General features: G+C 62.5%; 20 protein-coding genes, 1 tRNA gene and 1 riboswitch. Of the genes, 9 read left to right on the top strand and 12 right to left on the bottom strand.

The features are described from left to right. Positions 1-50: 50 nt before the first annotated feature. Positions 51-947 carry a serine hydrolase gene (locus tag ACVZUB_RS04835; protein ID WP_054188096.1) on the top strand — a complete coding sequence of 299 codons (897 nt, stop codon included), beginning with the start codon at positions 51-53 and terminating at the stop codon, positions 945-947. 71 nt (positions 948-1,018) lie between these two features. Here the strand turns inward: ACVZUB_RS04835 and ACVZUB_RS04830 are convergent, their stop codons facing one another. The 7 genes from ACVZUB_RS04830 to ACVZUB_RS04800 form a co-directional block, all read right to left on the bottom strand. Then, the gene (locus tag ACVZUB_RS04830; RefSeq protein ID WP_003945928.1) at positions 1,019-2,638 is read right to left on the bottom strand and encodes a PucR family transcriptional regulator; all 1,620 of its coding nucleotides are present in this window, start codon (positions 2,636-2,638) and stop codon (positions 1,019-1,021) included. Positions 2,639-2,685: 47 nt separating this feature from the next. Beyond that, complete coding sequence (gene menC, locus ACVZUB_RS04825; RefSeq protein ID WP_218695516.1) at positions 2,686-3,801, bottom strand: o-succinylbenzoate synthase; 1,116 nt, start codon at positions 3,799-3,801, stop codon at positions 2,686-2,688. Continuing rightward, on the bottom strand, positions 3,798-4,670 hold the full coding sequence (locus tag ACVZUB_RS04820; protein WP_312638434.1) for a GNAT family N-acetyltransferase: 873 nt from the start codon (positions 4,668-4,670) through the stop codon (positions 3,798-3,800). Before ACVZUB_RS04820 ends, menC begins: the two co-directional genes overlap by 4 nt. A gap of 68 nt (positions 4,671-4,738) precedes the next feature. Then, a complete protein-coding gene (locus ACVZUB_RS04815; RefSeq protein WP_003945833.1) occupies positions 4,739-5,833 on the bottom strand; it encodes a M20 family metallopeptidase in 1,095 nt (364 codons plus the stop codon). Between the two features lie 143 nt (positions 5,834-5,976). Next, positions 5,977-6,834 (bottom strand): tryptophan 2,3-dioxygenase, encoded by an 858-nt coding sequence (locus ACVZUB_RS04810; protein WP_003945883.1) that lies wholly within the window; start codon positions 6,832-6,834, stop codon positions 5,977-5,979. 14 nt (positions 6,835-6,848) lie between these two features. Then, complete coding sequence (locus ACVZUB_RS04805) at positions 6,849-8,129, bottom strand: MFS transporter (protein ID WP_037132270.1); 1,281 nt, start codon at positions 8,127-8,129, stop codon at positions 6,849-6,851. A 208-nt stretch (positions 8,130-8,337) separates the two neighbouring features. Next, positions 8,338-9,183 carry a M55 family metallopeptidase gene (locus ACVZUB_RS04800; RefSeq protein WP_007734371.1) on the bottom strand — a complete coding sequence of 282 codons (846 nt, stop codon included), beginning with the start codon at positions 9,181-9,183 and terminating at the stop codon, positions 8,338-8,340. Between the two features lie 203 nt (positions 9,184-9,386). On the opposite strand from ACVZUB_RS04800, the gene ACVZUB_RS04795 reads away from it, so the two are divergent. Next, positions 9,387-10,862 carry an amidohydrolase family protein gene (locus ACVZUB_RS04795; protein ID WP_058039182.1) on the top strand — a complete coding sequence of 492 codons (1,476 nt, stop codon included), beginning with the start codon at positions 9,387-9,389 and terminating at the stop codon, positions 10,860-10,862. A gap of 47 nt (positions 10,863-10,909) precedes the next feature. Then, the gene (locus ACVZUB_RS04790) at positions 10,910-12,220 is read left to right on the top strand and encodes an alanine racemase (RefSeq protein WP_047269583.1); all 1,311 of its coding nucleotides are present in this window, start codon (positions 10,910-10,912) and stop codon (positions 12,218-12,220) included. 25 nt (positions 12,221-12,245) lie between these two features. Here ACVZUB_RS04790 and ACVZUB_RS04785 read toward each other — a convergent pair whose 3' ends face one another. Both ACVZUB_RS04785 and ACVZUB_RS04780 read right to left on the bottom strand, forming a co-directional pair. Continuing rightward, a complete protein-coding gene (locus ACVZUB_RS04785; protein ID WP_003945873.1) occupies positions 12,246-13,697 on the bottom strand; it encodes a sensor histidine kinase in 1,452 nt (483 codons plus the stop codon). Further along, positions 13,694-14,410 (bottom strand): response regulator transcription factor, encoded by a 717-nt coding sequence (locus ACVZUB_RS04780; protein ID WP_007734368.1) that lies wholly within the window; start codon positions 14,408-14,410, stop codon positions 13,694-13,696. Before ACVZUB_RS04780 ends, ACVZUB_RS04785 begins: the two co-directional genes overlap by 4 nt. A gap of 182 nt (positions 14,411-14,592) precedes the next feature. Here ACVZUB_RS04780 and ACVZUB_RS04775 point away from each other — a divergent pair, with 182 nt between their 5' ends. The 5 genes from ACVZUB_RS04775 to ACVZUB_RS04755 all read left to right on the top strand — a co-directional run bounded on the left by ACVZUB_RS04775 (position 14,593) and on the right by ACVZUB_RS04755 (position 18,928). Further along, positions 14,593-15,093, top strand: a complete 501-nt coding sequence (locus ACVZUB_RS04775; protein ID WP_482628176.1) for a hypothetical protein — start codon at positions 14,593-14,595, stop codon at positions 15,091-15,093. Further along, entirely contained in the window at positions 15,080-16,351 is a 1,272-nt protein-coding gene (locus ACVZUB_RS04770) for a hypothetical protein (RefSeq protein ID WP_482628175.1), read from the top strand. The genes ACVZUB_RS04775 and ACVZUB_RS04770 overlap by 14 nt, the downstream gene beginning before the upstream one ends. A 43-nt stretch (positions 16,352-16,394) precedes the next feature. Continuing rightward, a riboswitch (guanidine-III (ykkC-III) riboswitch) is annotated at positions 16,395-16,460 on the top strand. A 14-nt stretch (positions 16,461-16,474) separates the two neighbouring features. Further along, on the top strand, positions 16,475-16,789 hold the full coding sequence (locus ACVZUB_RS04765; RefSeq protein WP_058039307.1) for a DMT family transporter: 315 nt from the start codon (positions 16,475-16,477) through the stop codon (positions 16,787-16,789). A 47-nt stretch (positions 16,790-16,836) separates the two neighbouring features. Then, positions 16,837-17,652: a hypothetical protein gene (locus ACVZUB_RS04760; RefSeq protein ID WP_003945831.1), complete on the top strand. Its 816-nt coding sequence runs from the start codon at positions 16,837-16,839 to the stop codon at positions 17,650-17,652. A gap of 478 nt (positions 17,653-18,130) precedes the next feature. After that, positions 18,131-18,928, top strand: a complete 798-nt coding sequence (locus ACVZUB_RS04755) for a GAF and ANTAR domain-containing protein (protein ID WP_003945473.1) — start codon at positions 18,131-18,133, stop codon at positions 18,926-18,928. A gap of 70 nt (positions 18,929-18,998) precedes the next feature. Here the strand turns inward: ACVZUB_RS04755 and ACVZUB_RS04750 are convergent. Continuing rightward, positions 18,999-19,070, bottom strand: a tRNA-Thr gene (locus ACVZUB_RS04750). Positions 19,071-19,192: 122 nt separating this feature from the next. Here ACVZUB_RS04750 and ACVZUB_RS04745 point away from each other — a divergent pair. Next, positions 19,193-20,620, top strand: coding sequence for a threonine/serine exporter family protein (locus ACVZUB_RS04745; protein ID WP_007734361.1), 1,428 nt, complete (start codon positions 19,193-19,195; stop codon positions 20,618-20,620). 83 nt (positions 20,621-20,703) lie between these two features. On the opposite strand, the gene ACVZUB_RS04740 is transcribed toward ACVZUB_RS04745, so the two are convergent. Next, entirely contained in the window at positions 20,704-20,952 is a 249-nt protein-coding gene (locus ACVZUB_RS04740; RefSeq protein WP_003945538.1) for an MbtH family protein, read from the bottom strand. Further along, positions 20,949-22,295, bottom strand: coding sequence for a lysine N(6)-hydroxylase/L-ornithine N(5)-oxygenase family protein (locus tag ACVZUB_RS04735; RefSeq protein ID WP_482628174.1), 1,347 nt, complete (start codon positions 22,293-22,295; stop codon positions 20,949-20,951). The genes ACVZUB_RS04740 and ACVZUB_RS04735 overlap by 4 nt, the downstream gene beginning before the upstream one ends. Positions 22,296-22,338 lie beyond the last annotated feature (43 nt).

The following is a 22,338-nucleotide window of genomic DNA, read 5'->3' as shown; positions in this document are numbered from 1 at the left end:
AGATCCACGAATAACCCAGATACATGGATACCGACGAAAGGGCTTCTCGAATGACCGAAACCGCCACGTACGTTGAGAGCGCACAGCAGGAGATCGCTGCTGTACTCGCCGAAGCGAAGACCGATGCCTACGTCCACGCACGCGACATCGATTCCGGCGAAGAGTTCGGCTACGGCGCGGACGAAGGTGTCATCCTCGCCTCCGTTTTCAAGATTCCTGTTGTGCTTCAGTACGCCCGTGAAGTAGCGGCAGGCACCCTTGATCCGACCGAGCACGCCACGGTGACCTCCGAGTTCCGCTCCGGCGGCATCGGTATCGGCGGCTGCGCCGACGACGTGACTGCAAGCTGGCGAGACCTCGCTCTGCTCATGATGAGCTTCAGCGACAACGCCGCCACGGATTTCTTGTACGAGCGTCTCGGACTCGACAACATCGTCGCAACGCTGCGCGGGCTCGGTTTGGAGAAGACCAACTTGGTCCGTGACTGCCGAGGCCTCTTCAAGACGGTCTACGACGACCTCGGCGTCGACAAGGGCACCTTGCTGGAAATGCCCCCCATCGAAATTCTTCGGACAATTTCCGTCATGGATCCCGCCCGCTCCAATTCCAGTACTCCTCGTGAGATCACAATGTTGCTGGCTGCAATCTGGAGGGACGAAGCCGGCCCCGCATCGGCTTGTGAAGAGGTCCGAACCATCATGAGCAAGCAGGTCTGGCCGCACCGCCTTTCGTCTGGTTTCCCCGACGAGGTCACTGTCGCCGCCAAGACCGGAACGCTGGGACTGGTACGAAACGAAGCCGGCGTCGTGGCGTACCCGGACGGCAAGCGCTACGCCGTCGGTGTCTTCACCAAGTCCCACGAGCTCACCCACCGCGCCCCGAAGATCGACGCCTCCATCGGAACCGTCGGCCGCATCGCTGTCGAAGCACTTCGCAACAACAGCTGATCCGAACCCACTGACAAAGAATGCGGGTCGCGCTGAGAAATCAGTGCGACCCGCATTTTTCGGCTTTCGAGCTAGCGTGGACCGCGCAGACGAAGATGCACCATCAACCGGAAGCGGACGTTGGGGTCGTCGAGATCCAACGCGGCCATACCCTTCAACTTGCTGAGGCGATACCGAAAGGTGTTGGGGTGCACGTGCAATGACGCCGCGGCGTCACCGACATCACCGAACGCGTTGAGCCACGCATCGAGAGTGTCCACGAACGAGGTCGCATGAGCGGCGTCGTGGCTGGCGATCGCCTCGATCGGTCCGAGGTCCGAGAACCCTTCGGCTGCAGCTTCCGACGCGATCTCCAACAGGATGGCATCGACGTGGACGCTACTGAAGGTGGCGACGCTGCCCGACGCTCGTCCCGCCAACAACACTTCGAGGGCATGTTCGGCGTCGCGCTTCGATCGGCTCAGCTGCGCCGGTCTGGTCACGACCCGGCCGATCCCGATGATCGTGTCGCCGGACGCTCCGGTGCGGTCCAGGAAGTCCGAGGCCACACGGAACGCCTGCAACTCGGCTTCGGCCGGGGAATGCCCTCGTACAGACAGCACCGCGTAGCCGGTTCCGTTGACCAAGGCTGCCGCCGACTGCGAGTGGACGGCGCCGAGGTGCATGGCCAGAGCGTCGGTCAGTCGCACCACGTGGGCGGCATCGTCCGGCTTCGACGATCCTTCGAAAGACCTACGACCCAAAGCCATCACGAGTGCGGGGCCGGTCCCGAGGCCGAGGCGATTCATCGCGTCGACCGCACCTGACCCACCGTCGAGAAGGGTTGCGATCAGGTCTGCGCGCAGTCGGCGCTCGGCGTCGGCGCCGCCGCGCAACCGCAACATCTGCAGCGCGATCAACCCGGCTGAATCGCGCAGAGCACGCATCCGGTCGTCGGACATCGGCTCACCGGTTGCCACCCACATGGAGCCGAGGAACTCGTCCCCGGCTCTGATGGACACGGCGATACGACCCATTTTGGTACCGAGGGTCTCGGCCGAGACCCACACCGGATCGTCGCTGCGATAGAGCCGGTCGAAGACCCCGGCCTCTTCGAGCACTCGAATGTACTGGTCAGGAACTTGCCGCTCCAGAACGGTCGCGATACGTGGACCGTCTCCTTCTTCCTGGCGGCCGGAGAAGGCGATGACCCGTGAGCTGCGGTCCTCGATCGTGATCGGCGCATCGAGAAGTGCGCTGACAGCGTTGGCGAAGGCGAACAGATCGCCGGCCGGGCCACCTCCGCGTGAGTGGATGTGCCCGACTTCGTTTCGGGCCGAGAGCACCGAATGAAGCAGGCTTGTCAGCTGAACCCACGAGACTCCACGCGCCAAGGCCAACAGCACGACGCCCGAGGCGATGACGGATTCGCGGTCCGCATCGCTGACCTCGGTGGTCACTCGCGCGACCACCACGCGTACTCCGCGCTCGGCCAGGCCGGCCACGGACTCCGCGATACGTTCGCCTCCGGTGACGCCGACGAGCAGCACCATGGAGTCCGGTGTCGAGGGTGAGTCGTCGTCGGGGTCGTGAATGACCACCGAGGCGATCTCCTGGACCGCCTCCGGGTCGCCGACAACCGGATTCAGCACCGTAGTTCCCACGTCTTCGAGAAGCCGCACCAAACTGATGCGAGGTCGTACGGTGCCCACGTCTATCACTCCTTCGTCCGGTGAACGAAGTGTGTCATAGTGATTCGTCAAAGCCGATCCATGCCGATCCATTCGACCGACGTGGTAATTGCTTCGAGCAGGTCGGGGATCGGTTCGACGCCGATGCCCGGTCCTTCCGGAACCTTCACGTAACCGTTGTCGAGTACGAACGGCTCGGTGATGTCTTCGGCGAAGTACCGGTCGGAAGCCGATGTATCGCCTGGTAGGGCAAATCCGGGGAGCGCGGCAAGCGCGACGTTGGCGGCCCTGCCGATTCCGGTCTCGAGCATTCCGCCGCACCACACGGCAATTCCGTTGGCCTTGCAGACGTCGTGGATACGACGCGATTCCAGATAACCGCCCACACGTCCCGGTTTGATGTTCACCACGCTGCACGCACCGATGGCCAGCGCGTCGGCCGTGACCTTCGCGGAGGTGATCGACTCGTCGAGGCAGACCGGCGTCCGCATCATCTCGGCCAGCCTGGCGTGGCCGCGCAGTTCCTCTTCGGGAAGCGGCTGCTCGATCAGCAGGAGGTCGAAGTCGTCGAGTCGCTGAAGATGACGGGCGTCAGCCAGGGTGTACGCGGTGTTCGCGTCGACCTGGAGGAGTACGTCGTCGCCGAACCTCTCGCGGACGGCGCGAACCGGCTCGATGTCCCAGCCCGGTTCGATCTTCAGTTTGATGCGCAGGTACCCGGCATCGAGGAACCCGCCTACCTCCTCTAGCAGCTCATCGATCGAATTCTTGATACCCACCGAGACACCCGCCGGTACGCGATCGACTACCGCGCCCAGGTACGAAGACATGCTCGTCCCGGCAGCCCGTAACTCGGCGTCGAGAAATGCGGTTTCCAGTGCCGCTTTGGCCATGGGGTGCCCGGCGAACTGTTCCATCGTCGCGCTCAGTGCGTGCACGTCGGGATCGGTGAGTTCACCCAGAGACGGAATCAGGAACTTACGAAGGACTTCGGCGGCGCCGTCCGTGTATTCGGAGCAGTAGCGAGGCTCGGACATCGCCACGCACTCGCCCCAGCCCTCCGACTCCGAGGTGACCACCTTGACGAACAACACGTCCTTGGTGGTCTCGGTGCCGAACGAGGTACGGAACGGCGCTTTCAACGGCATTGCCGCCCGGCGTAATTCAACTCCGTCGATCTTCACGATGTAACCTCCGCTGTTGTCCTGCCTGCCTGTGTTCCCGGCGCACGGTCCAGCACGTACTTTCCGGTTCTGGTAACTGCGAGAACCACTCCGTTCTCGGCGAGCACACCACCGAGAGTCTCGCGGACTGCCAGGCGCCAGTCGTTCGCCGCCGCCGGGTCCGACTTACGCAGTGTGTACACGTCATTCGGTGTAGCCACCGTGACGAATCGATTCTTGGTCGACTTCAACACGGGCAGGCCGGCTTCGGAGATCGACAACAGTTCGCTCGCCCCCAAGGACTCGGGAGTCGGGACTTCTCCCGAACCGGCGACGACGTCGGCAACCTTGCTACTACCGATTTCCCAGTCGATCAGCAATCGGTCGCTGTCTGCGCCGCCGTTGAGACTGTCGTTCATCGGCGCGTAGAAACGCGGCAGATACTGGATCGGGAACGCACCGAGTTTCGAGACGTTGAAGTAGGCATTGCGTGCGACGAGCGGGTCGAAAGTCCACCGCACGTGGAGAATTCCCCGTTCCAGTGCCCACGCTCGCTGGAACAGTTTCAACGCGAGGCCGATGTGCCCGTTCTGCACGTTCGGGAGGATCCCCGTGATGTGTGAATGCAAAGAACGATGTTGCGGTTCCTCGAAGAATGCAACCGAGCCGCCGATCAAGTCTCCACCACGAAACGCGCCGGCGACGTAGTTACCGGAGTGTGCGAGCGCTTTCATCATGTCCCGATGGACGGGAGGGTTACCGCTCTCCGGCTGCCATACCTTCTCGAACAGACCGAATACCTGTTCCAACTCGGCATGCCCGGTGACGGTTTCGATAGTCACACATGCAAGCAGGGCGGCCTGCTCGGCCTGGCTGATTGCTTGCCGCATCCGTGAAGGCGATACACCTCCGAATGGTTGAACGGTCTTGCGTTGGACATTGTTCGGCGACGTCATCGTCACAGTCCTCCCTCCAGGATTCGAGTCACCAGACCGGCCAACAAGGTGGCGCGCGGGATCATCTGATCTATCTCTACGTGTTCTGTCGCTGCGTGGGCGCCACCGCCGACGGCACCGAGGCCGTCCAACGTGGGAGTTCCTACTGCGGCAGTGAAATTTCCGTCCGATGCACCGCCGACGGCGCAGTCGCGCAGCATCCCCAAACCGCTCTCACTGCTGACCTGGTGAGCGAGAAAGTACAGCTTCTCCGAAGACACTGATTCCAGTGGTCCACGGTTGGGGCCTCCGGACACCGAAATTCGACTTTCGGCCAGCGCCGGTGTCAGTGCACGGATCGAACGGTCGATGCGTTCCTGTTCCTTCGCCGACCACATGCGAACGTCACACCACAGTTGCGCTTGCGCTGCAACAGTATTGGTGGTCGTGCCGCCACTGATCACGGACGGAACCACCGACGTTCCCGCCGCCGGGTCCGCGAGCTCCACCACGGCCTGAATCTGGTGTGCGAGCTCCACTACAGCGTTCACACCTCGTTCCGGTTCCAGTCCGGCGTGTGCAGCGCGTCCCTCGATGTCGACGCAGTACAGCGACATACCCTTGCGCGCGGTCTTCACTGCGCCGTCGGCTGCGGCTTCGAGGACCAGCACCGCGTCGACCTGACGTGCTTGCTCCTCGATCAGTGCGCGCGAGGTCGGGGAGCCGATTTCCTCGTCGGAATTGAGGAGCACGACCACCCCGTCGAGCGACGGAAGCGATGCGAGCGCGTGGAAGAGCTGGACGATGCCGGCCTTCATGTCGAAGACTCCGGGTCCGGTGGCGATGTTGTCGGTGACAGACCAGGGCAACTCCGCGAGCGTTCCGAGCGGCCAGACGGTGTCGAAATGGCCCAGGAGCATCACCTTCGGCTCCGCGCCGAACGACCAACGCAAGTGCTGGCGCCCGTCTATGCGGATACGTTCGGGGGTGCTTCCGAGGTGGCGTTCGCCGATTTCGGCCACCACGTCCGCACATGCATCGACTGCGCCGAGATCGGAACTGGGCGACTCGGCGGTTACCAACGCCGCCAGGTCTGCCACCATTGATTTCTTGTCCACTCCGACGCTCTCCTGTCACCGACTTGCAACTTCGCAGTCAAGCTTGGTCGAAGCGACCCTGTCGGATCTTGTCCAAGACTCCTGTCCTTCGGGCTCGGATTCGTCGTGTGTCACGAACAGCTGGGTGTCATCAAGCAGGTGTGTCAGGTACCGATCTCTGTTCGGGCGGCAAACAGCTCGGGAAAGAAGCTCAACTCCAGCGCACGTTGCAGGAAGCCGGCACCACCACTCGAACCGCCGGTCCCCTTCTTCATGCCGATCACCCGCAGCACGGTCCGAAGGTGCCGGAACCGCCACAGCTGAAAGCTCTCCTCGAGGTCGACCAACTCCTCGAACGCCTCGTACGCCGTCCAGTGCTGTTCGACGTTCTCGTAGATTGCTTTGACCAGCGGAATCAGTTCGTCGTTTCGCACGTAGGGCGCGCTGACGTCTCGTTCGAGAGCCGACGCCGGAACGTCGTACCCCTGCCTGGACAGGTACCGCCAGAACTCGTCGTACAGTGTCGGCTCCCCGAGCAGGGTCTCCAACAATCGATGGGCGGACGGATCCGATTCGAACACCTTCAGCATGCCCGCGTTCTTGTTTCCGAGCACGAATTCCACGGCGCGGTACTGGTACGACTGGAACCCCGACGAGTTGCCGAGAACGCCCCTGAACTCCGCATACTCCGCCGGCGTCAGTGTCGCCAGCACCGACCACTGCTCGGTCAAGGTGGCCTGAATGTGTTTGACACGTGCGATCCGCTTGAACGCGACCCGAATGTCGTCGGCAGCGATCGCTGCTCTGGCCGCCCGAATCTCGTGGAGAAACAGCTTGAGCCACAACTCGCTGGTCTGGTGCTGAATGATGAACAAGAGTTCGTCGTGGTGTTCCGGCTCGCTCACCGGGTGCTGCGAATCCAGGAGGGTATCGAGTCCGAGGTAGGCCCCGTAACTCATCTTCCCGGAGAAATCGGTGACGACGTCGTCTTCGATCTTTCGTGTGCCGTCCGTTGCCGACATCTTCGGTCTCCTTGTCAGAATTTCGCCGGGGTCTGCGGAACGATCATGGCCACCAATGCGGCAGCGCTCGTCGCTCCGACCAGGACTCCGAATGCAGCCATGTACGAGAACTGGTCCACCATCCATCCCATCACGAGCGGGGTGATGAAACCGGCGAACTGACCACAACCGTTGATCAAACCCATTCCGGAACCGAGGAATTCGGCCGGAAGTGCCCGCAACGGCATCGCGAAGATCGACATCGAACACAGACCGCTGATGCCTAGAGCCAACGTCTCGTAGAACGTGAACATCGCGACGGTGTCAGCGGTGGTCATCAGGAACAAAAGGACTGCCGACGTGGCCATACACGGAACCAGAAGGATCCTGGCCCGGTCGTGGAAGTACTTGTCCACCAACCGCCCGCCCACAATCGTGGCCAGCGCCGTGACGATGAAGGGAATTGCGGCAAAGATTCCCGTGTCGATCAGCGAGAGTCCCTTGTCGTTGAGCAGATAACTCGGCACCCAGGTCATCAGCCCGTACGCGGACATGTTGGCCAGGCAGAACAGAATCGCGAACTTCCACACCGACGCGGACTTGAACACCGCGGCGCGAGAGTGCTCGCTCGCCAGAGGTTGCAAGGCTGCCTCGGGATCTTCCGAGATTTCCGTGTCCAGCGGTGCGGGCAGCACCAACCACACCACCGTGCCGATCACTGCGCCGACGATCGCCACCAGCCAGAACGCGTCACGCCACCCCACGGCCATGAGGACCGGCGCGATGATCAGCGGTGCGATGCCGGGGCCGAGGTTGTTGGCGCCGAGCATGAAACCCATCGCGGTCGCTCTGGTTTTCGGACGCGTCCGCTCAGCCAAAGCCTTGAACGACGCCGCTGGAAAGAGCCCCTGGCTGATGCCGAACATCGCACGCATGACCATCAGCGAGACGAGACCCCACGCGAACCCTGTCAACGCTGTGAACACCGACCACAGGATCAAAGCAACGATCAACAGGGGCCTGGGTCCGAAGCGGTCGGCCAACATTCCGCCGGGGACCTGCCCGAGCATGTAGAAGATCGCGAATACCGAGACCACGCCACCCAACTGCGTACTGCTGAGCGAGAATTCGTCGCCGATCATCGGAAGCGCAAGCCCGATCATGACGCGATCCACCATGTCGATCAACCAGATGGTACTGAGCAGCCCCACCGTAACGGTGGTCGTACGACGAATCGACCTGTTGTCCATCATATTTCGAACCGGACCGTCGCTCGCCCGCGACGGTCCTTCCACTGTGACGCGTTCCGCCTTCATCAAGCCTCCCGAATTGTCTTGTGCCGCATGGACTGGAACATTGAAAAGACTGATGAAGTGTGACAGCGAACACGTCTACCGCATTGGTCCGTTTCACCAATAGCCGAAGCAACGATTGGTCGGTCGGAACATGTTCTGCCCCAAGAGATGACAAATGCCGCCGGCGCACACGGCGTCGGCGGCATTTCGCGATGGAGTCGCTACTTCACTACGTGCGATTGGCGACTGCCACGATCGTCGAGACGCCTGCGGCTGCAAGCCGGGCATTGACAGTGATCAGACCGAGAATGTCGTCGACGCTGCCGAGTGTGTGCGAAATCGTACGATCCGAAATCCGTCGCGAGCCGGGAACAGCCTCGGCGAGTTCAGCTCCCGTGGTGGTGGGGTGAACGATCTCGAGGGTCCATTCGTCACGCAGCTCGACCGGCTTCAGTGTGTCGGCCTTACGCACTGCGCGCTCGGCTCCTGCTCGGATCTGCTCGCACGCCAGCGACGGCGGCAGCGAATTGGTTGCCGACCATCCATGTGCCTTCTTGACCTCGACGGTCTCGGTTGTCGGCGAGGCCGCGTCGACCAAGCCGCAGATGATGTCGTCACCCGTCACCAGGCCGACGGGAACGCCCTGGGTGGCAGCGTAGAGGGTGTTGACGTCGGTCTCCGAGACGGACTTGCCGTCGAGGCGGACGTCGGCGAACAAGCTCGAGAACGTGTGCGCCAGGACGCCGGGCCCACCGGCGGGTGCGTGATAGCCGACAAACAGCGCGACGTCGTGATCGGACGTCAGTCCCTCCGCCATGCACTGCATCTTCGGTGTTCCGAAGATCAGACGCGCCCGTGGATCCAGGTCGGCGTGAAGCAGATTGTCCATCGTTCCGTGGCTGTCGTTGACCAGGACGCTCGTCGCACCGGCGTCGAACGCACCGGCGATCGCGGCATTGGTCTCGGCGGTCATGAGCATCTGCGCACGGTGGTAGCCGCCACCGCCGCGGATCGTCTGATCGAGCGTCGCGATACCCGCGATACCCTCCATGTCCACCGAAATATAGACGTGCATTCCTGTCCTCCATCGATCTCAATCGGCTGAATTGATAACTTCGCTTTCACCTTCACACTCGAGCGCATCCGTTTCTTGTCCGCTCGAACGGTGAGTCGGCCTCCATTTGGGACGTTCACACCAGAATCCGATACCCGAGCCGTGAAACCATCGGGACATTCGCCGGGCCAGGCGGTTCGACCAACGACAGGAGTGCAGCGCTGATGCAGGTCCACGACATCGTGTTCACCGGCGGCCGTGTCGTCGATCCCGCATCGGGGACAGACGAGGTACGGGGCATCGCGATCACCGACGGCAAGGTCTCGGCGTGGGGTCGCGACGCGATCGAAGCCCGGCAGACGATCGACGTGACCGGTCAGGTCATCTGCCCCGGATTCATCGACCTGCACAGCCACGGACAGGAAATCGCCGAGCAGCGACTTCAGGCATTGGACGGAGTCACGACGGCCCTCGAACTGGAAGCCGGCGTCATTCCTGTTGCAAAGGCATATGCCCGGGCCGGCGCCGAGGGCCGCCCGATCAACTACGGCTACGCGACGTCGTGGGCGCACGCCCGAATGATCGAACTCTCAGGGGCCGATCCCGACGGCGACATCAGAACGCTCCTGCACCATCTCGGTTCCCCGAGCTGGCAGGGCGAGCCCACCGCCTCTCAGCGCGCCCACATTCTCGAACTCCTCGAAAACGATCTGGCCGCAGGCGCTCTCGGCATCGGCGTGGTGGTCGGGTACGCGCCGAAATCCGATCCGGTGGAGTACCTACAGGTGGCGGATCTCGCGGCGCGAGCCGGTGTTCCCACCTATACCCATGCGCGCCCTCTCATCTCGGCCGATCCGTCGAGCCCGGTGGATGGTGCCGTCGAAATCGCCCGTGCAGCAGCCGAAACCGGCGCACACATGCACTACTGCCACGTCAACAGCACCTCGGGAATGCACGTCGACCACGCGCTGTCGGTGGTGGCACAGGTTCAGGCAGCCGGATCGCGCGTCACGACGGAGGCGTATCCGTACGGTTCCGGGTCGACGGCCGTCGGAGCTGCATTTCTCGATCCCGACAAGCTGCACCTGATGAATCTGACACCACGGTCGCTGACATTCGTACCCACCGGTGAACGTATCGCGGACCGCAAGCAGCTGGAACATCTTCGGGCCACCGACCCCGGTGGACTGGTGCTGGTGGAGTTCCTCGACGAGAACGACACCGTGCAGCGCGAATTCCTCGAACGGGCGATGACTTTCGATCGCGCCGCCATCGCGAGCGACGCGATGCCACTGACCTGGCCCGGCCGTTCGCCTGCCGACTCATTGCAGTGGCCACTGCCGGAGAAGGCACTCGGCCACCCCCGCGGCGCAGGCACCTATGCACGTGCGATTCGTACGCTGTACCGCGAGCGTCGACTGCTGTCGCTGTCGGAGATAATCGCGCGCTGCTCGTTGATCCCTGCGCAGATTCTGGAGGAGTCGGTTCCCTCGATGGCGACGAAAGGTCGGATCAGCCCCGGTAGCGACGCGGACATCCTCGTTTTCGACCCCGAGCGAATTACCGACAACGCCACGTACATCGACGGCACCCGCCCCTCCACCGGTATCAGCCGCGTGCTGGTCGGCGGAGTACCCGTCGTCGAAGACGGTGTCGTGGTCCAGGACGCGTTGCCTGGTCGCCCGGTACGCCGCTCGTAGCCGGATCTCATTCTGACCTGCATAGTTCTGACAGAAAGTCACCACACATGAACACATCGTCTGCAATCAACGGCACAATCGATGCCATGACGGATTTCGCGAACCCCCCGATCGGTTGGCAGCACAAGGCCTTCGGCACCGACCTCGAAGGTCGCGACGGTTCCGACCTCGAGCCGCTGGGGATCTCGGCACTCGACGGCAACCTCCTGCTACCCGTGATGACACTCAACCGTGCAGCGATCGCGCACAATGTCGACCTCATGGCGCAGTTCTGCTCCGACCACGATGTGGATCTGGCGCCTCACGCGAAGACCACGATGAGCCCCGAACTGGTTCGACGGCAACTCGACGCCGGGGCTTGGGCGATGACGGCGGCAACCGTTGCGCAGGCACGCATTCTGCGTGAGTTCGGTGTGGACACCATCATCATCGCCAGCCAGGTTCTCGATCCCGCCGGTATTCGGTGGATCTGTGACGCCCAGGCCACCGACCCCGATTTCTTCGTCACCACCCTCGTGGACTCGGTCGAGAGCGTCCGCCTGATGGAACAGTTGATCGCGAAAGTCTCACCGGCCAGCCGTATCCGGGTTCTCGTCGAACTCGGCTACGACAGCGGACGCGCGGGCGCTCGCACTGTCGAGCAAGCACTCGACGTTGCACGCGCAGCATCGCAGGCACCTTCGTTGATACTCACCGGAGTCGAGGGGTTCGAGGGCATGATGCCCGGAGCCTCGGTAGCAGCCCGCCGTATCTCCGTCGATTCGTATCTCAAATCCGCGCGGGTTTTCACGGAAATCTGTGTGGCCGAGAACCTGTTCGAGAACAACTCCGCGAAGGCTCCCCAGCCACTGGTCACTTTCGGCGGCAGTGCGTTTCACGATCTCGTTGTGCGCGAACTGGCCGGCCGATGGGCACTCGACAACGGTGTACGCATCGTGCTGCGCAGCGGTTGCTATATCACCCATGATCACGGTCTCTATGCCGAAACTTCGCCGTGGGCTGACGGTCCGCGAACTCTGCAGGGAGCCGCAGAGGTCTGGGGTGTAGTGCTCTCCATACCTGAACCCGGACGGGTGATCCTGGGCTTCGGCCGCCGCGATGTCGGTTCCGACGCAGGCTTTCCCATAGTCCTGTGGCGCCGACGCGACGGATCCAACCGATCAGCGCGAGAGCTGACGATCACCGCACTCAACGACCAGCACGCGTACGTCGACGTTCCGGCTGACTTCGACGTGAAGGTCGGCGATCTGCTCGGTTGCGGAATCTCGCATCCCTGCACCACATTCGACAAGTGGTCACTGATTCCCGAGGTCGATTCGGATTACCGCGTCGTCGGCACGGTGCACACCTACTTTTGAGGGGACCGGTTGCGGTAATCCGGCGTCAGTCGTCCTTCGGGTCACGCGGCAATTCGACGCGGAACGTCGTCCCCTGCCCGAGGGAGGTCTCGACGCTGACGGTTCCGTCGTGCGCTGCAACCAACGCCGAAACGATGGACAGGCCGAGACCGGCGCCCCCGGTCTCACGGGTGCGAGAGGTGTCGGCGCGGTAGAAACGCTCGAAGATCCGCGCGGCATCCTCGTCACTCAAACCCTGACCGGTATCCGAAACCTCGACCACCGCGGAGTTCTCGGTCGTACCGACACGAACGGTGACCTGCGCATCCGGCGGCGTGTGTTTGATCGCGTTGCCCACCAGATTGGCAACTACCTGACGCAGTCTGGCCTCGTCACCATGCACTTCGGGCAGGCCTGGGCCGCCGGTCATCTGAAGTTCGACAGTTCGATCCGGTGCGATCGCTCGTGCCGCCTGTACCGAATCCGCCGCAACTGCAAGCAGATCCACAGGCTTGTTCTCGAGTGGACGCTGTTCGTCGAGTCTTGCCAGCATGAGCAGATCTTCGACCAGAAGTCCCATCCTCGACGCCTCGCCCTCGATCCGGTTCATCAGCGTTTCCGTATCAGTCATGGCGCCTTGGCGATACAACTCGGCGAACCCACGAATAGTCGTCAAGGGTGTGCGCAACTCGTGGCTCGCGTCGCCGACAAACCTACGCATCTTCTCCTCGGAACGCCGGGCCGATTCCTCCGAAGCCTCGGTCGCGGCAAATGCGTGCTGAATCTGCGCGAGCATTCCGTTGAGCGCCACGGACAGTCGACCGACCTCGGTGCGGTCATCGCGCTCCGGAACACGTCGATGAAGGTCGCCGGCGGCAATGGCAGCGGCAGTTTCCTCCACTTCGACAAGCGGACGGAGGCTCCGACGAACCACGAAATACGCTGCGCCGCCGAGGATCAGCAGGACAACCAGGCCGATGCCGAGTTGCAGGCCGACCAAGTCGTCGACGGTCTGCTCGTTATCCGTCAGTCGCACACCGATAGTCGTGGTCGTGCCGTCGCGGACCGTCGTGAGAACCCGCCAGTTCACGTCCGAACCGTCGCTCGATCCGACGGTGATCGGGCCGTTGGTGGAATCTTTCGACAGGTCGGGTTCGGTCGTCGTCGACTTGTCGTTCAGGATGATCACCCGTCCGTCCGGGGTCACGGTCCGAACGAAGAAGGGGCTGGGTGGGCGGGTGCCCGGGCCGACGTCACTGGGCGGCTGCAGATCTCTGCTGTGCGGCTTTGCCCAACCGTCGACCGCTTCGTACAGCGTTTTGTCGGTTCGCTGGGTCAGTGAATTCTCGAGAGCAGAAGTGACCGCTACACCCGACGCCAACAGACCCAGCGCGGCCAACACCAGCAAGGCCGCAACCAGGGTGAAGCGCAGCGGCAGTGAATGGAGACGGAAACGACCCCGCTTCGGAAGCTGATCGTTTTCCGCGGCGGCGATCATTGCCGCGGTTCACGCATCACGTAGCCGACCCCACGCAATGTGTGAATCAGCGGTGTCTCCCCCGTGTCCACCTTGCGCCGCAGGTAGGAAACGTAGGACTCGACAACTCCGACCTCCCCACCGAAGTCGTAATTCCAGACGTGGTCGAGAATCCGCGGTTTGCTGAGAACCGTCCCGGCGTTGACCATGAAGTATCGGAGCAGTGTGAACTCGGTGGGCGAGAGTGCAACCAACTCGCCCTTCTTCCAGACCTCGCGGGTGTCGTCGTCGAGTTCGATGTCGGCGAACTTCACCCGCGGCGACTGCTCCGGCGCGACCCCGCGACCGGCGCGGCGCAGGATGACCCGCAACCGCGTCACGACTTCTTCGAGGCTGAACGGCTTGGTCACGTAGTCGTCCGCGCCGAGGGTCAGGCCGCTGATCTTGTCGTCGAGCGAATCCTTCGCCGTCAGAAACAGGACCGGCGCGTCCACACCGTCGGCGCGCAGGCGTCGAAGCAGACCGAAGCCGTCCATCCCGGGCATCATGACGTCGAGAACGATCGCGTCGGGACGGAATGTCCGTGCGACGTCCAGGCCTTGGGCGCCGCTCGAAGCAGTTGCCACCTCGAAACCCTGGAATCGGAGGCTCACGGAGAGCAACTCCACGATGGTGGGTTCGTCGTCGACAACGAGGATGCGGGCTTCGGGGGTCTTGTCGGTCACGAGAACCATCTTCTCCCCTGCCACTGGATTCCCGCTGTATGTTCCCTGGGAGCTTCCTGTGAGCGGCCGAGTGCATGTGATGGACTAGGTACAGGTGAAAAGCCGGGTGCAGCTGAAAAGCCGGGTGCAGCTGAAAAGCCGGGTGCAGCTGAAAAGCTGGGGTGCAGGCCCACGAATCGGAAGGATGCGGCATGTCACTACCCCCACTGTGGAACATGGAGTGCTTGACCTGGCGTATTCCTCTGTTCACCAACAACTCCGATACCGGCGAGGATCCCGGCTTCGCGCCACCGGAGTCTTGGGCACAGGCCCTCGCAGGTGTTGCCCAAGATCTGCGTTGCCTGCGATTCGGACCTGAAGTTGTTGTCGACCGTTTGATCTGGGAATTTTCGATCAACAGCGACTACAACGTCACGATCGGCTGGCAAGGCACACGTGACATCAGCGGATTCAGCTACTTCAACGCACTGTCGATCGAAACTGCATTCGCGGACGCTGCGGTGTGGGTCGCCGACGCAGTTCAGACAAATTTGGCCGGCTACGACTTCGTTCAGTGGCCGAGTCGAGGACGCCATCTGCTGGTTCCTCGACTTCGAGACGGGGAACCGGTGTGGATTGATCCGCACGGCGATGTGACGATAAGTCGTATAGGCGAGTTGTGCAAAAATTCGACGAATTATGCAGCAACGTAGCCCAGTTCAAATCGCTCAGCTCTACGGTCCTGTGGCGTCCGCGCTGGTCGGCGGTGTGGTAGCCGCGTACGCAGTGGCCGAGTCCCGAGTTGACGACTTCTCCTTCTCCGACGCCGGCGTTATCTCGGTGGTGATCACGCCGCAGTGGGCGGGAGCAACTGCCGCGGTGGTTGCGGCCGTCGGCGTAGCGCTACTGCATCGCTGGGGACGTGGCGGTCTCGCGAGTGTCTTCGCTGTAGTCGGCGCCCTCGCCATCGCGCTACCTGCATTCGTCCCCGTCTCCGCCCAGATTTCGGTGACTCTGAACGCAATCGGAGCAGGCGCTTTCCTCGCGGCAGCGGCATTTCCGACGAAGGGTCACCGCGGAGCACAAACCGCTCTCGGACTCGGCGTAACCACGACGACCCTGTACTTCGGCGCAGCGGACTTATGGCGCGATCGCGTCCCCAGGTGGTCGCTCACACTTCCGGGCGATTCCTACCCCGTGCCGTCCACGGTTCCCGTCTGGATTCTGCTCGCCGCAACTCTTCTCGTGGGTGGAGTCGCCGCACTCGCACGACCGAATCAGGAGCCGGGCGACATCGACGCACGCCTGGTGAAGCTGGGAGTTGTTCTGCCCCTGGTATTCACGGCCCTCTATGTGTGGTTGGGCTCGACGACATCACCTGGGTCATGGGTGATCGCGGTGGTATTGGCGGTTGCCGTTACCGTCGCACTGGCTTGGCGGTTGCCGCCACACGACGGTCGTTTCGTACTCGTCGGACTGGCAGTCAGTGCGGTTTCGGTCAGCTCGATTTCCTTTCCATCCGACTGGACCTGGGCGATGCCCGCGGGAGCTGCTGCCCTGGCGTTGGGCGTCGTCGTCGGCTGGAGAAGACCGATGCCGCAACTCGGGCTGGGACTCCTTGCCGTGACTGCACTCTCGGGATTGCTGGATGCCGCCCCGACCACGGTTGCCTACGTCCTCGTCCTCCCGCTTGCGCTGGGACTGGCCGTCACGTCATGCATGCCTGTTGCCGTCGGAGCAGTCTCGAGCGGGTCCGTATTTCCCTTCGCTCTTACCTTGTTCTCGGTTTCAGCGACCTTCCTGGACCCTGTCTCGCAGGAATTCGGGTGGTCGACCGATACGCTCGAGGAACACGGTCCCGTCTCGGTGGACACGCCGATTCCTTTGGCTGTTCTCGCTGCGACGGCGACGATCGTGGTGGCCATCACGACCATCCATCTGAAGAGAGTTCGACCGGCGGTGGTGACCTAAATCGCCAGCTGATCGGGTCGGAACGCAGAATTCTGTTGCTATGGTTGGGTGGTCAACGACGACATCCGGACGAGCGCACCGTACCCGGCCAGCGAAAAGACGGTGCCTTGGGAGTTGTTCACCATGGCATGGATCGTGCTCGTCATTTCCGGACTTTTCGAAGCTGTCTGGGCTACCGCACTCGGTAAGTCCGACGGATTCAGCAAGATGTCACCCACCGTTGTCTTCATCCTCGGCCTGATCGTCAGTATGGCCGGCCTCGCGTATGCAATGCGCACCCTTCCCATCGGAACTGCGTACGCGGTCTGGGTCGGCATCGGCGCCGCCCTGACCGTGGGATATGCGATGATCACTGGCGCGGAGTCCACGTCGATCGTCAAGATACTGCTGATCCTGGGCATCGTCGGCTGTGTCGTCGGTCTGAAGGTCCTTCACTGACCGGCGATCCTGGTGAGTGTTTGTGTGTTACCGGTTACAGTTAACGCATGAAACTGCTGGAGATGCTCACGCTTCCCCTACGCGCGGGCATTGCAGCCGCAGAGATCAGTTTGGGAATCGCCGAGCTGACGGTCACGACAGTTCGTATCGCCGTCGGTAATACCGGCGCCGTGACGGCGGGTGCTGCCGGCTTGGCAAGCCCCCGCGGACCCATGCAGATGATCCAGCAGTTGTCATCGCTCACCGCTGACGACCGGCCCATCGGGCAGGCCTTGGCCCCCGGTGGGCCACTCGATCGACTTCTCTCTCCCGGCGGCCCGGTCGACAAACTGACTGCACCCGACGGCACTCTCGAACGACTACTCGCTCCCGGCGGACCACTCGAAAGACTTCTTGCCCCCGGCGGACCGCTGGATAGGGTGCTCGCCGAGAACGGCGCATTGGAACGCTTGCTCGCGCCGGACGGTCTCCTCGACCGAATGATGGCGGAGGACGGTCCGCTGGAACGCCTGACAGCGCAAGACGGTGCCGTCGAACGCCTGACTGCCAAGGACGGTGTCATCGATCGCGCACTGGCCGAGAACGGCATCCTCGAAACACTCCTGGCAGAGAACGGCGCCTTCGAACGGCTCATCGCCGAAGGCGGCCCGCTTGACCAGATCGTTGCACTGTCCGACACCTTGACTTCCCTCGCCCCCAACCTCGAGCGGATGAGCGCGAGCATCGAGGTCCTTCAGGAAACCGTCGGAATCCTCAGCGCTGCAGTCGGTCCACTCGGAGAACTTGCCGGCAAACTTCCCAATCGGTGGCTCAAGAGCAAGAGCGACCGCCCAGGGCCGGACCTTCCGATCGAATCGGCATAACAAACGGTTACTCGCCGATTACGCGGTCAGTTGTTGATCACGATGTTGAGGTTGATGATGATTCCGCCGAAAGTCAGGATCGTGTTGGCCAAGCCAACGGTCATTCCACTGTTCAGAGCCGCGATCAGTCCGTTCATCGTCGTATCCCCTTCACTGTCTACGGGTTACGCGTACAAGATTGTGCGCTGGCGCTGACAATAGGCCAAGTTCGTGACCTGCGCGCCATTGCGGAGAAAACTTGTACCCCGGTCGCAGTTTCCACGTTAACTGTTGCAGGACAACATAATTCCAAGATCGGCGCACTACCCGCTAACGGCCGAATCAAACATCACGATTGGGCATACGCAGACCACTTCACATAACCGTCCGCCCCATCAGACACTTGTCCACCGAAACAGAGTGCACAACAGTTAGTCCGGTGCAACAATGAGACGAATCGGACATGCCTGCGACGTGATGGGGAAGGGTGGTTGAGACAATGACGGCGCCGCGCATCGCCAGAGGACACCGCGGCCCCACCGGGGGCCGAAATTCCGCGTCGCAGGACAGCCTGGACGCCGCCTCGGACGCCCTGCAATCGCTGTACGCGCACCTCGATCCACATGCCCAGGCCGAGCAATTTCTCGAACAAGTCTGCAGGCATGCCGTCGATCTCATCGCCGACGCCGACATGGCCGGAATTACCATCGGCGGTTCGGACACGACATTCCGAACCGTCGCCGCCACCCACCAACTTGTTCGCACCGTCGACTCGATCCAATTCCGACTGGACTACGGACCGAGTGTGACGTCGTCACGCACGGGAACCGTTGTCCGCGCACATGCCAGCGAAGCCCACAGCCGGTGGCCTCAATTCGCAAGCGCGGCAAAGGCAGTCGGCGCCGTCAGCTTCTTGTCCATGCCACTGCCTGGCCGGGAACGCCCGCTCGGAACCCTCAATCTCTACAGCCACGACCTCCGAGGTTTCACCGGCGCCGACGTGGCATTGCTCCAACTGTTCGCCGTAACCTCGGCCTACGCGCTGCACAGCTCGCAGCGCCTCGACATCGCCAGAAAGCACGCAATGGACCTCGAGCGAGCACTCGAATCGCGAGGCGTCATCGAACAGGCCAAGGGCATCATCATGGGCACCCACCACGTCGACGCCGACCGAGCCTTCCGCATTCTCATCCAGGACTCGCAGCGCAGCAACGTCAAACTGCGAGTGATCGCCCAGCAGTACATCGACGGCGCGATCGACCCGCGCCAGGCTACGAACAAGCCCGAGACCAACTGAACCGGGCGCCTATCGGCACCTCAGCAAATACAGAGGCACCCACCACATTGGTGAGTGCCTCCTCTTTCGGAGCCTCCTGTCGGGATTGAACCGACGACCTTTCGCTTACAAGGCGAGTGCTCTACCACTGAGCTAAGGAGGCGAAGACCGACGCGTTGCCGCGACTGACTTTGCGGAGCCATCATATCCAAGCCGTCACGGTGGCCGCGCGCGGGTCACGTTAGATAGCGTGGGCCCCATGCGCAACTCCCACTCCGCCCCCTGATGGCGAAATTCACCGAAGTACTCACACGCCTGACGGGAAACCGGCAAGCCACCGTCGACACGGTCACGTCGGCTCCCGCACCGCTTCAACCGATCGACCTGACAGACGACGCCGTCGTCGCAGAGGTCCTGGACCTCGCGGTTCGGGTGGGCGAAGTCCTCCTCGCATCCGGAACCGCGGCCATGGACACCGCTGAGCAGGTGCAGTTCATCGCCGCCACGTACGGCCTTGCCCAGTGTGACGTCGACGTCACTTACAACTCGATTGTGCTCTCTGCCTATCGCGGCCCGACGCGACCGCCGGCGAGCACGATGCGCATCGTCCACTACCGCTCGATGGACTTCACGCGGCTGGCGGCCGTCGACCGTCTGACACGTCGTATCCGCCGTGAGGCGATCACACCGGACCAAGCGCACGACGCGCTCACAGCCATCACGACGGCGCCGCACCCGTACAACCGATGGACCGCGACCATGGCCTGGGCTGCGATGGCGGCTTCGGTCTCCGTCCTGCTCGGCGGCGGGTTCCTCGTTGCCACAGTCGCGTTTCTGACGACGATGGTCATCGATCGAGTCAACCGCGTACTGAACCGGTTCGGCCTGCCGTTCTTCTTCCAGCAGGTTGTCGGTGGTCTCATCGCGGCTGCGCCCGCCGCCACGCTCTATACATTTCAGGACCAGCTGGGGATCAGTATCCGGCCGTCGTTGGTCATCGCGGCCGGAGTGGTCGTTCTGCTGTCCGGGCTGTCGTTGGTGGGCTCGGTCCAGGACGCGATCATGGGTGCACCCATTACAGCTGTCGCGCGATTCTTCGAAGTGGTGATGATGACGGGCGGCATCATCGCGGGCGTCGCAATCTCGTTGCGAATGACCGGGATGTTGGGTTCGACGCTTCCACCGATCAATGTGGAAGTCTCCACCATCACGCAGTTGCCGATCCTCATGCTCTCCGGTGCGTGTGCGTCGGTGTTCTACGCGCTCGCCTGCTACGCCGAGAGGCGTGCACTCACCGCGGCGTTCCTGGGCGGTGCGGCAGGCAGTGGTGTGTCGATCTTCGTGCAGACACTCGACGTCGGTCCCGTGATCGCCGCCGCAATCGCCGCAACCGTGGTCGGTCTTGCCGGTGGTCTGATGGCTCGCCGCGCACTGACGCCTCCGCTGGTTGTCGCGGTCGCAGGCATCACTCCGCTGCTCCCCGGTCTGTCGCTGTACCGAGGCCTGTACGCGCTGCTCAACGACCAGGTACTGATCGGATTGACTGCCTTGCTGTCGGCCTTCGGCATCGGCTGCGCCCTGGCCGCGGGCGTCACGCTCGGCGAATGGGGAGCGCGCACGCTGCGTCGTCCACGGATTCTGATGCGCGTGGACTCGCTACGTCGCCCGATGGTCCGCAAGCGCAGGCGTCGAGTTCCCGTCACCGAGAAGTAGGCGTCGTTCAAGCAGAAAGAGCTGGGCACCTGACGGTGCCCAGCCCTTTTCTGTTCACTCGGGGGTTCCGAGCGGTGAGAGAATCAGCTCTCGACTGCGTGCTTTCCACCGGCAGCCTGATCGGCTTCCATGGCCTCACGCAGGCTCTTCGGACGCATGTCGGTCCAGTTGGCCTCGACGTATTCGAGGCACGCCTTGCGGCTGTCTTCACCGAACACCACTCGCCAGCCGGCGGGGACCTCGGAAAACGTGGGCCACAGCGAGTGCTGGTCCTCGTCGTTCACCAGCACGTAGAAGCGGCCGTCTTCGTCATCGAAAGGGTTAGTGCTCATCTCGCCTCACTCGTTACGTACGTGTCTTGTGCGCCCAGACTAGCAAGCGCACCAGTTCGGTTCTGGTGGCTCAGCACCGACGCCAGAATCTCCCCCGCCCGCACTGCCACGTTCGACAGCAGCGACGACGTCAATCCGTGAGTCTGTTCTGTCCCACCCTGCAGATAGATACCGCCTGTCACGTCCTCCGTTACAGCCAGTCGATAATCCCGACTGACGTTACGCGGAACGGACGAATCCGGCACGAGTTCACCCAACAAATCGTCCAGAGGTGCCGGGGTGAAACCCGTGGCCAGAATGAGTGCGTCGCACGCCAGCGTGTCGGTCAAGCCGTCGAGATTGCTACGGACAGCCAGTTCGATGCCGGATTCGGTCTCCGCGGCACTCGTGATCTCCGAGGCCCGACGCATGAACAGTCGCCGCGGCCCACGAACCATCTCCTGATATTCGGTGGCATACAGCTTGTTGATCAGTTCGATGTCGACGACCGAGTAATTGGTACTGCGGTGCAGATCGAGCAGTCGGCGTCGTTCCGCGGCGTCTGCACCGTGCAGCTGATCGACGGCTTCGGGATCGAAGATGCGGTTCGCGTACGGGCTGTCGTCTGCCGGGCTGTAGCCGTAGCGGGCAAAAACACTGTGAACTTCGGCGTTCGGGTAGTTCGCGTGCAGGTAGTCCACGATCTCCGCGGCACTCTGGCCGGCGCCGAGAACGACGAACCGGTTGTGTACGGGCTCCGGCATTGCTTCGAGATGGAAGAGGAACTGGTGATTGTGGAAGCACCGCGACGAAGGCGTCGCCCACTCCGGGATCCGCTCTTTCAGTCCGGCTCCGACAACGATGTTGCGCGCGATCACCGTTTCACCGTCGGCGGTGCGAACCGCAAAGCGATCGACAACGCCGTCGGAGTTCTTGATGCCCTCGACCCCGTCGACGGTTGTACCGAACTGCACGTCCGCGTCGACTCGTCGAGCTGCCCAGCACAGGTAGTCGTTGAATTCGTGGCGCGTGGGGAAGAAGGTCTGGTGGTTGACGAAGTCGACCAGTCGACCCTGCTCGAACAGATACGAGAAGAAGCTGTATCCGCTCTGTGGATTCCGGAACGTCACCAGGTCCTTCGGAAACGCGATCTGCATGGTGGCACCGTCGAGCAGCATCCCGGGATGCCACGCGAACTGAGACTGCTTTTCGAAGAACCGCGCGTTCACCCGATCAACGGCCGCACAATTTGCATTGTGTTCTTCGACAGCAATGGCCAACGCGAGGTTGGCCGGACCGAACCCGACGCCGACGATGTCGACAATGGCAGGTTCGGCGCTGGAGTCTCTTGGTGATTCACTCATTACAGGTAGTCCATCCCCGACGGAACGACCTGGTACGGCCGCC

Source organism: Rhodococcus sp. OS5 (assembly GCF_056837585.1).
This window is presented reverse-complemented; position numbering and strand designations above follow the sequence as displayed.

Excerpts from the sequence above, each read along its gene's own strand:
- ACVZUB_RS04745 (WP_007734361.1), top strand. The coding sequence starts at position 19,193 with ATGGCGAAATTCACCGAAGTACTCACACGCCTGACGGGAAACCGGCAA.
- ACVZUB_RS04760 (WP_003945831.1), top strand. The coding sequence starts at position 16,837 with ATGAAACTGCTGGAGATGCTCACGCTTCCCCTACGCGCGGGCATTGCA.
- ACVZUB_RS04820 (WP_312638434.1), bottom strand. The coding sequence starts at position 4,670 with ATGCGGCAAGCAATCAGCCAGGCCGAGCAGGCCGCCCTGCTTGCATGT.
- ACVZUB_RS04740 (WP_003945538.1), bottom strand. The coding sequence starts at position 20,952 with ATGAGCACTAACCCTTTCGATGACGAAGACGGCCGCTTCTACGTGCTG.
- ACVZUB_RS04790 (WP_047269583.1), top strand. The coding sequence starts at position 10,910 with ATGAACACATCGTCTGCAATCAACGGCACAATCGATGCCATGACGGAT.
- ACVZUB_RS04805 (WP_037132270.1), bottom strand. The coding sequence starts at position 8,129 with ATGAAGGCGGAACGCGTCACAGTGGAAGGACCGTCGCGGGCGAGCGAC.
- ACVZUB_RS04735 (WP_482628174.1), bottom strand. The coding sequence starts at position 22,295 with ATGAGTGAATCACCAAGAGACTCCAGCGCCGAACCTGCCATTGTCGAC.
- ACVZUB_RS04755 (WP_003945473.1), top strand. The coding sequence starts at position 18,131 with ATGACGGCGCCGCGCATCGCCAGAGGACACCGCGGCCCCACCGGGGGC.
- ACVZUB_RS04765 (WP_058039307.1), top strand. The coding sequence starts at position 16,475 with ATGGCATGGATCGTGCTCGTCATTTCCGGACTTTTCGAAGCTGTCTGG.
- ACVZUB_RS04770 (WP_482628175.1), top strand. The coding sequence starts at position 15,080 with ATGCAGCAACGTAGCCCAGTTCAAATCGCTCAGCTCTACGGTCCTGTG.
- ACVZUB_RS04775 (WP_482628176.1), top strand. The coding sequence starts at position 14,593 with ATGTCACTACCCCCACTGTGGAACATGGAGTGCTTGACCTGGCGTATT.
- ACVZUB_RS04795 (WP_058039182.1), top strand. The coding sequence starts at position 9,387 with ATGCAGGTCCACGACATCGTGTTCACCGGCGGCCGTGTCGTCGATCCC.
- ACVZUB_RS04800 (WP_007734371.1), bottom strand. The coding sequence starts at position 9,183 with ATGCACGTCTATATTTCGGTGGACATGGAGGGTATCGCGGGTATCGCG.
- ACVZUB_RS04785 (WP_003945873.1), bottom strand. The coding sequence starts at position 13,697 with ATGATCGCCGCCGCGGAAAACGATCAGCTTCCGAAGCGGGGTCGTTTC.
- ACVZUB_RS04810 (WP_003945883.1), bottom strand. The coding sequence starts at position 6,834 with ATGTCGGCAACGGACGGCACACGAAAGATCGAAGACGACGTCGTCACC.
- ACVZUB_RS04780 (WP_007734368.1), bottom strand. The coding sequence starts at position 14,410 with ATGGTTCTCGTGACCGACAAGACCCCCGAAGCCCGCATCCTCGTTGTC.
- ACVZUB_RS04835 (WP_054188096.1), top strand. The coding sequence starts at position 51 with ATGACCGAAACCGCCACGTACGTTGAGAGCGCACAGCAGGAGATCGCT.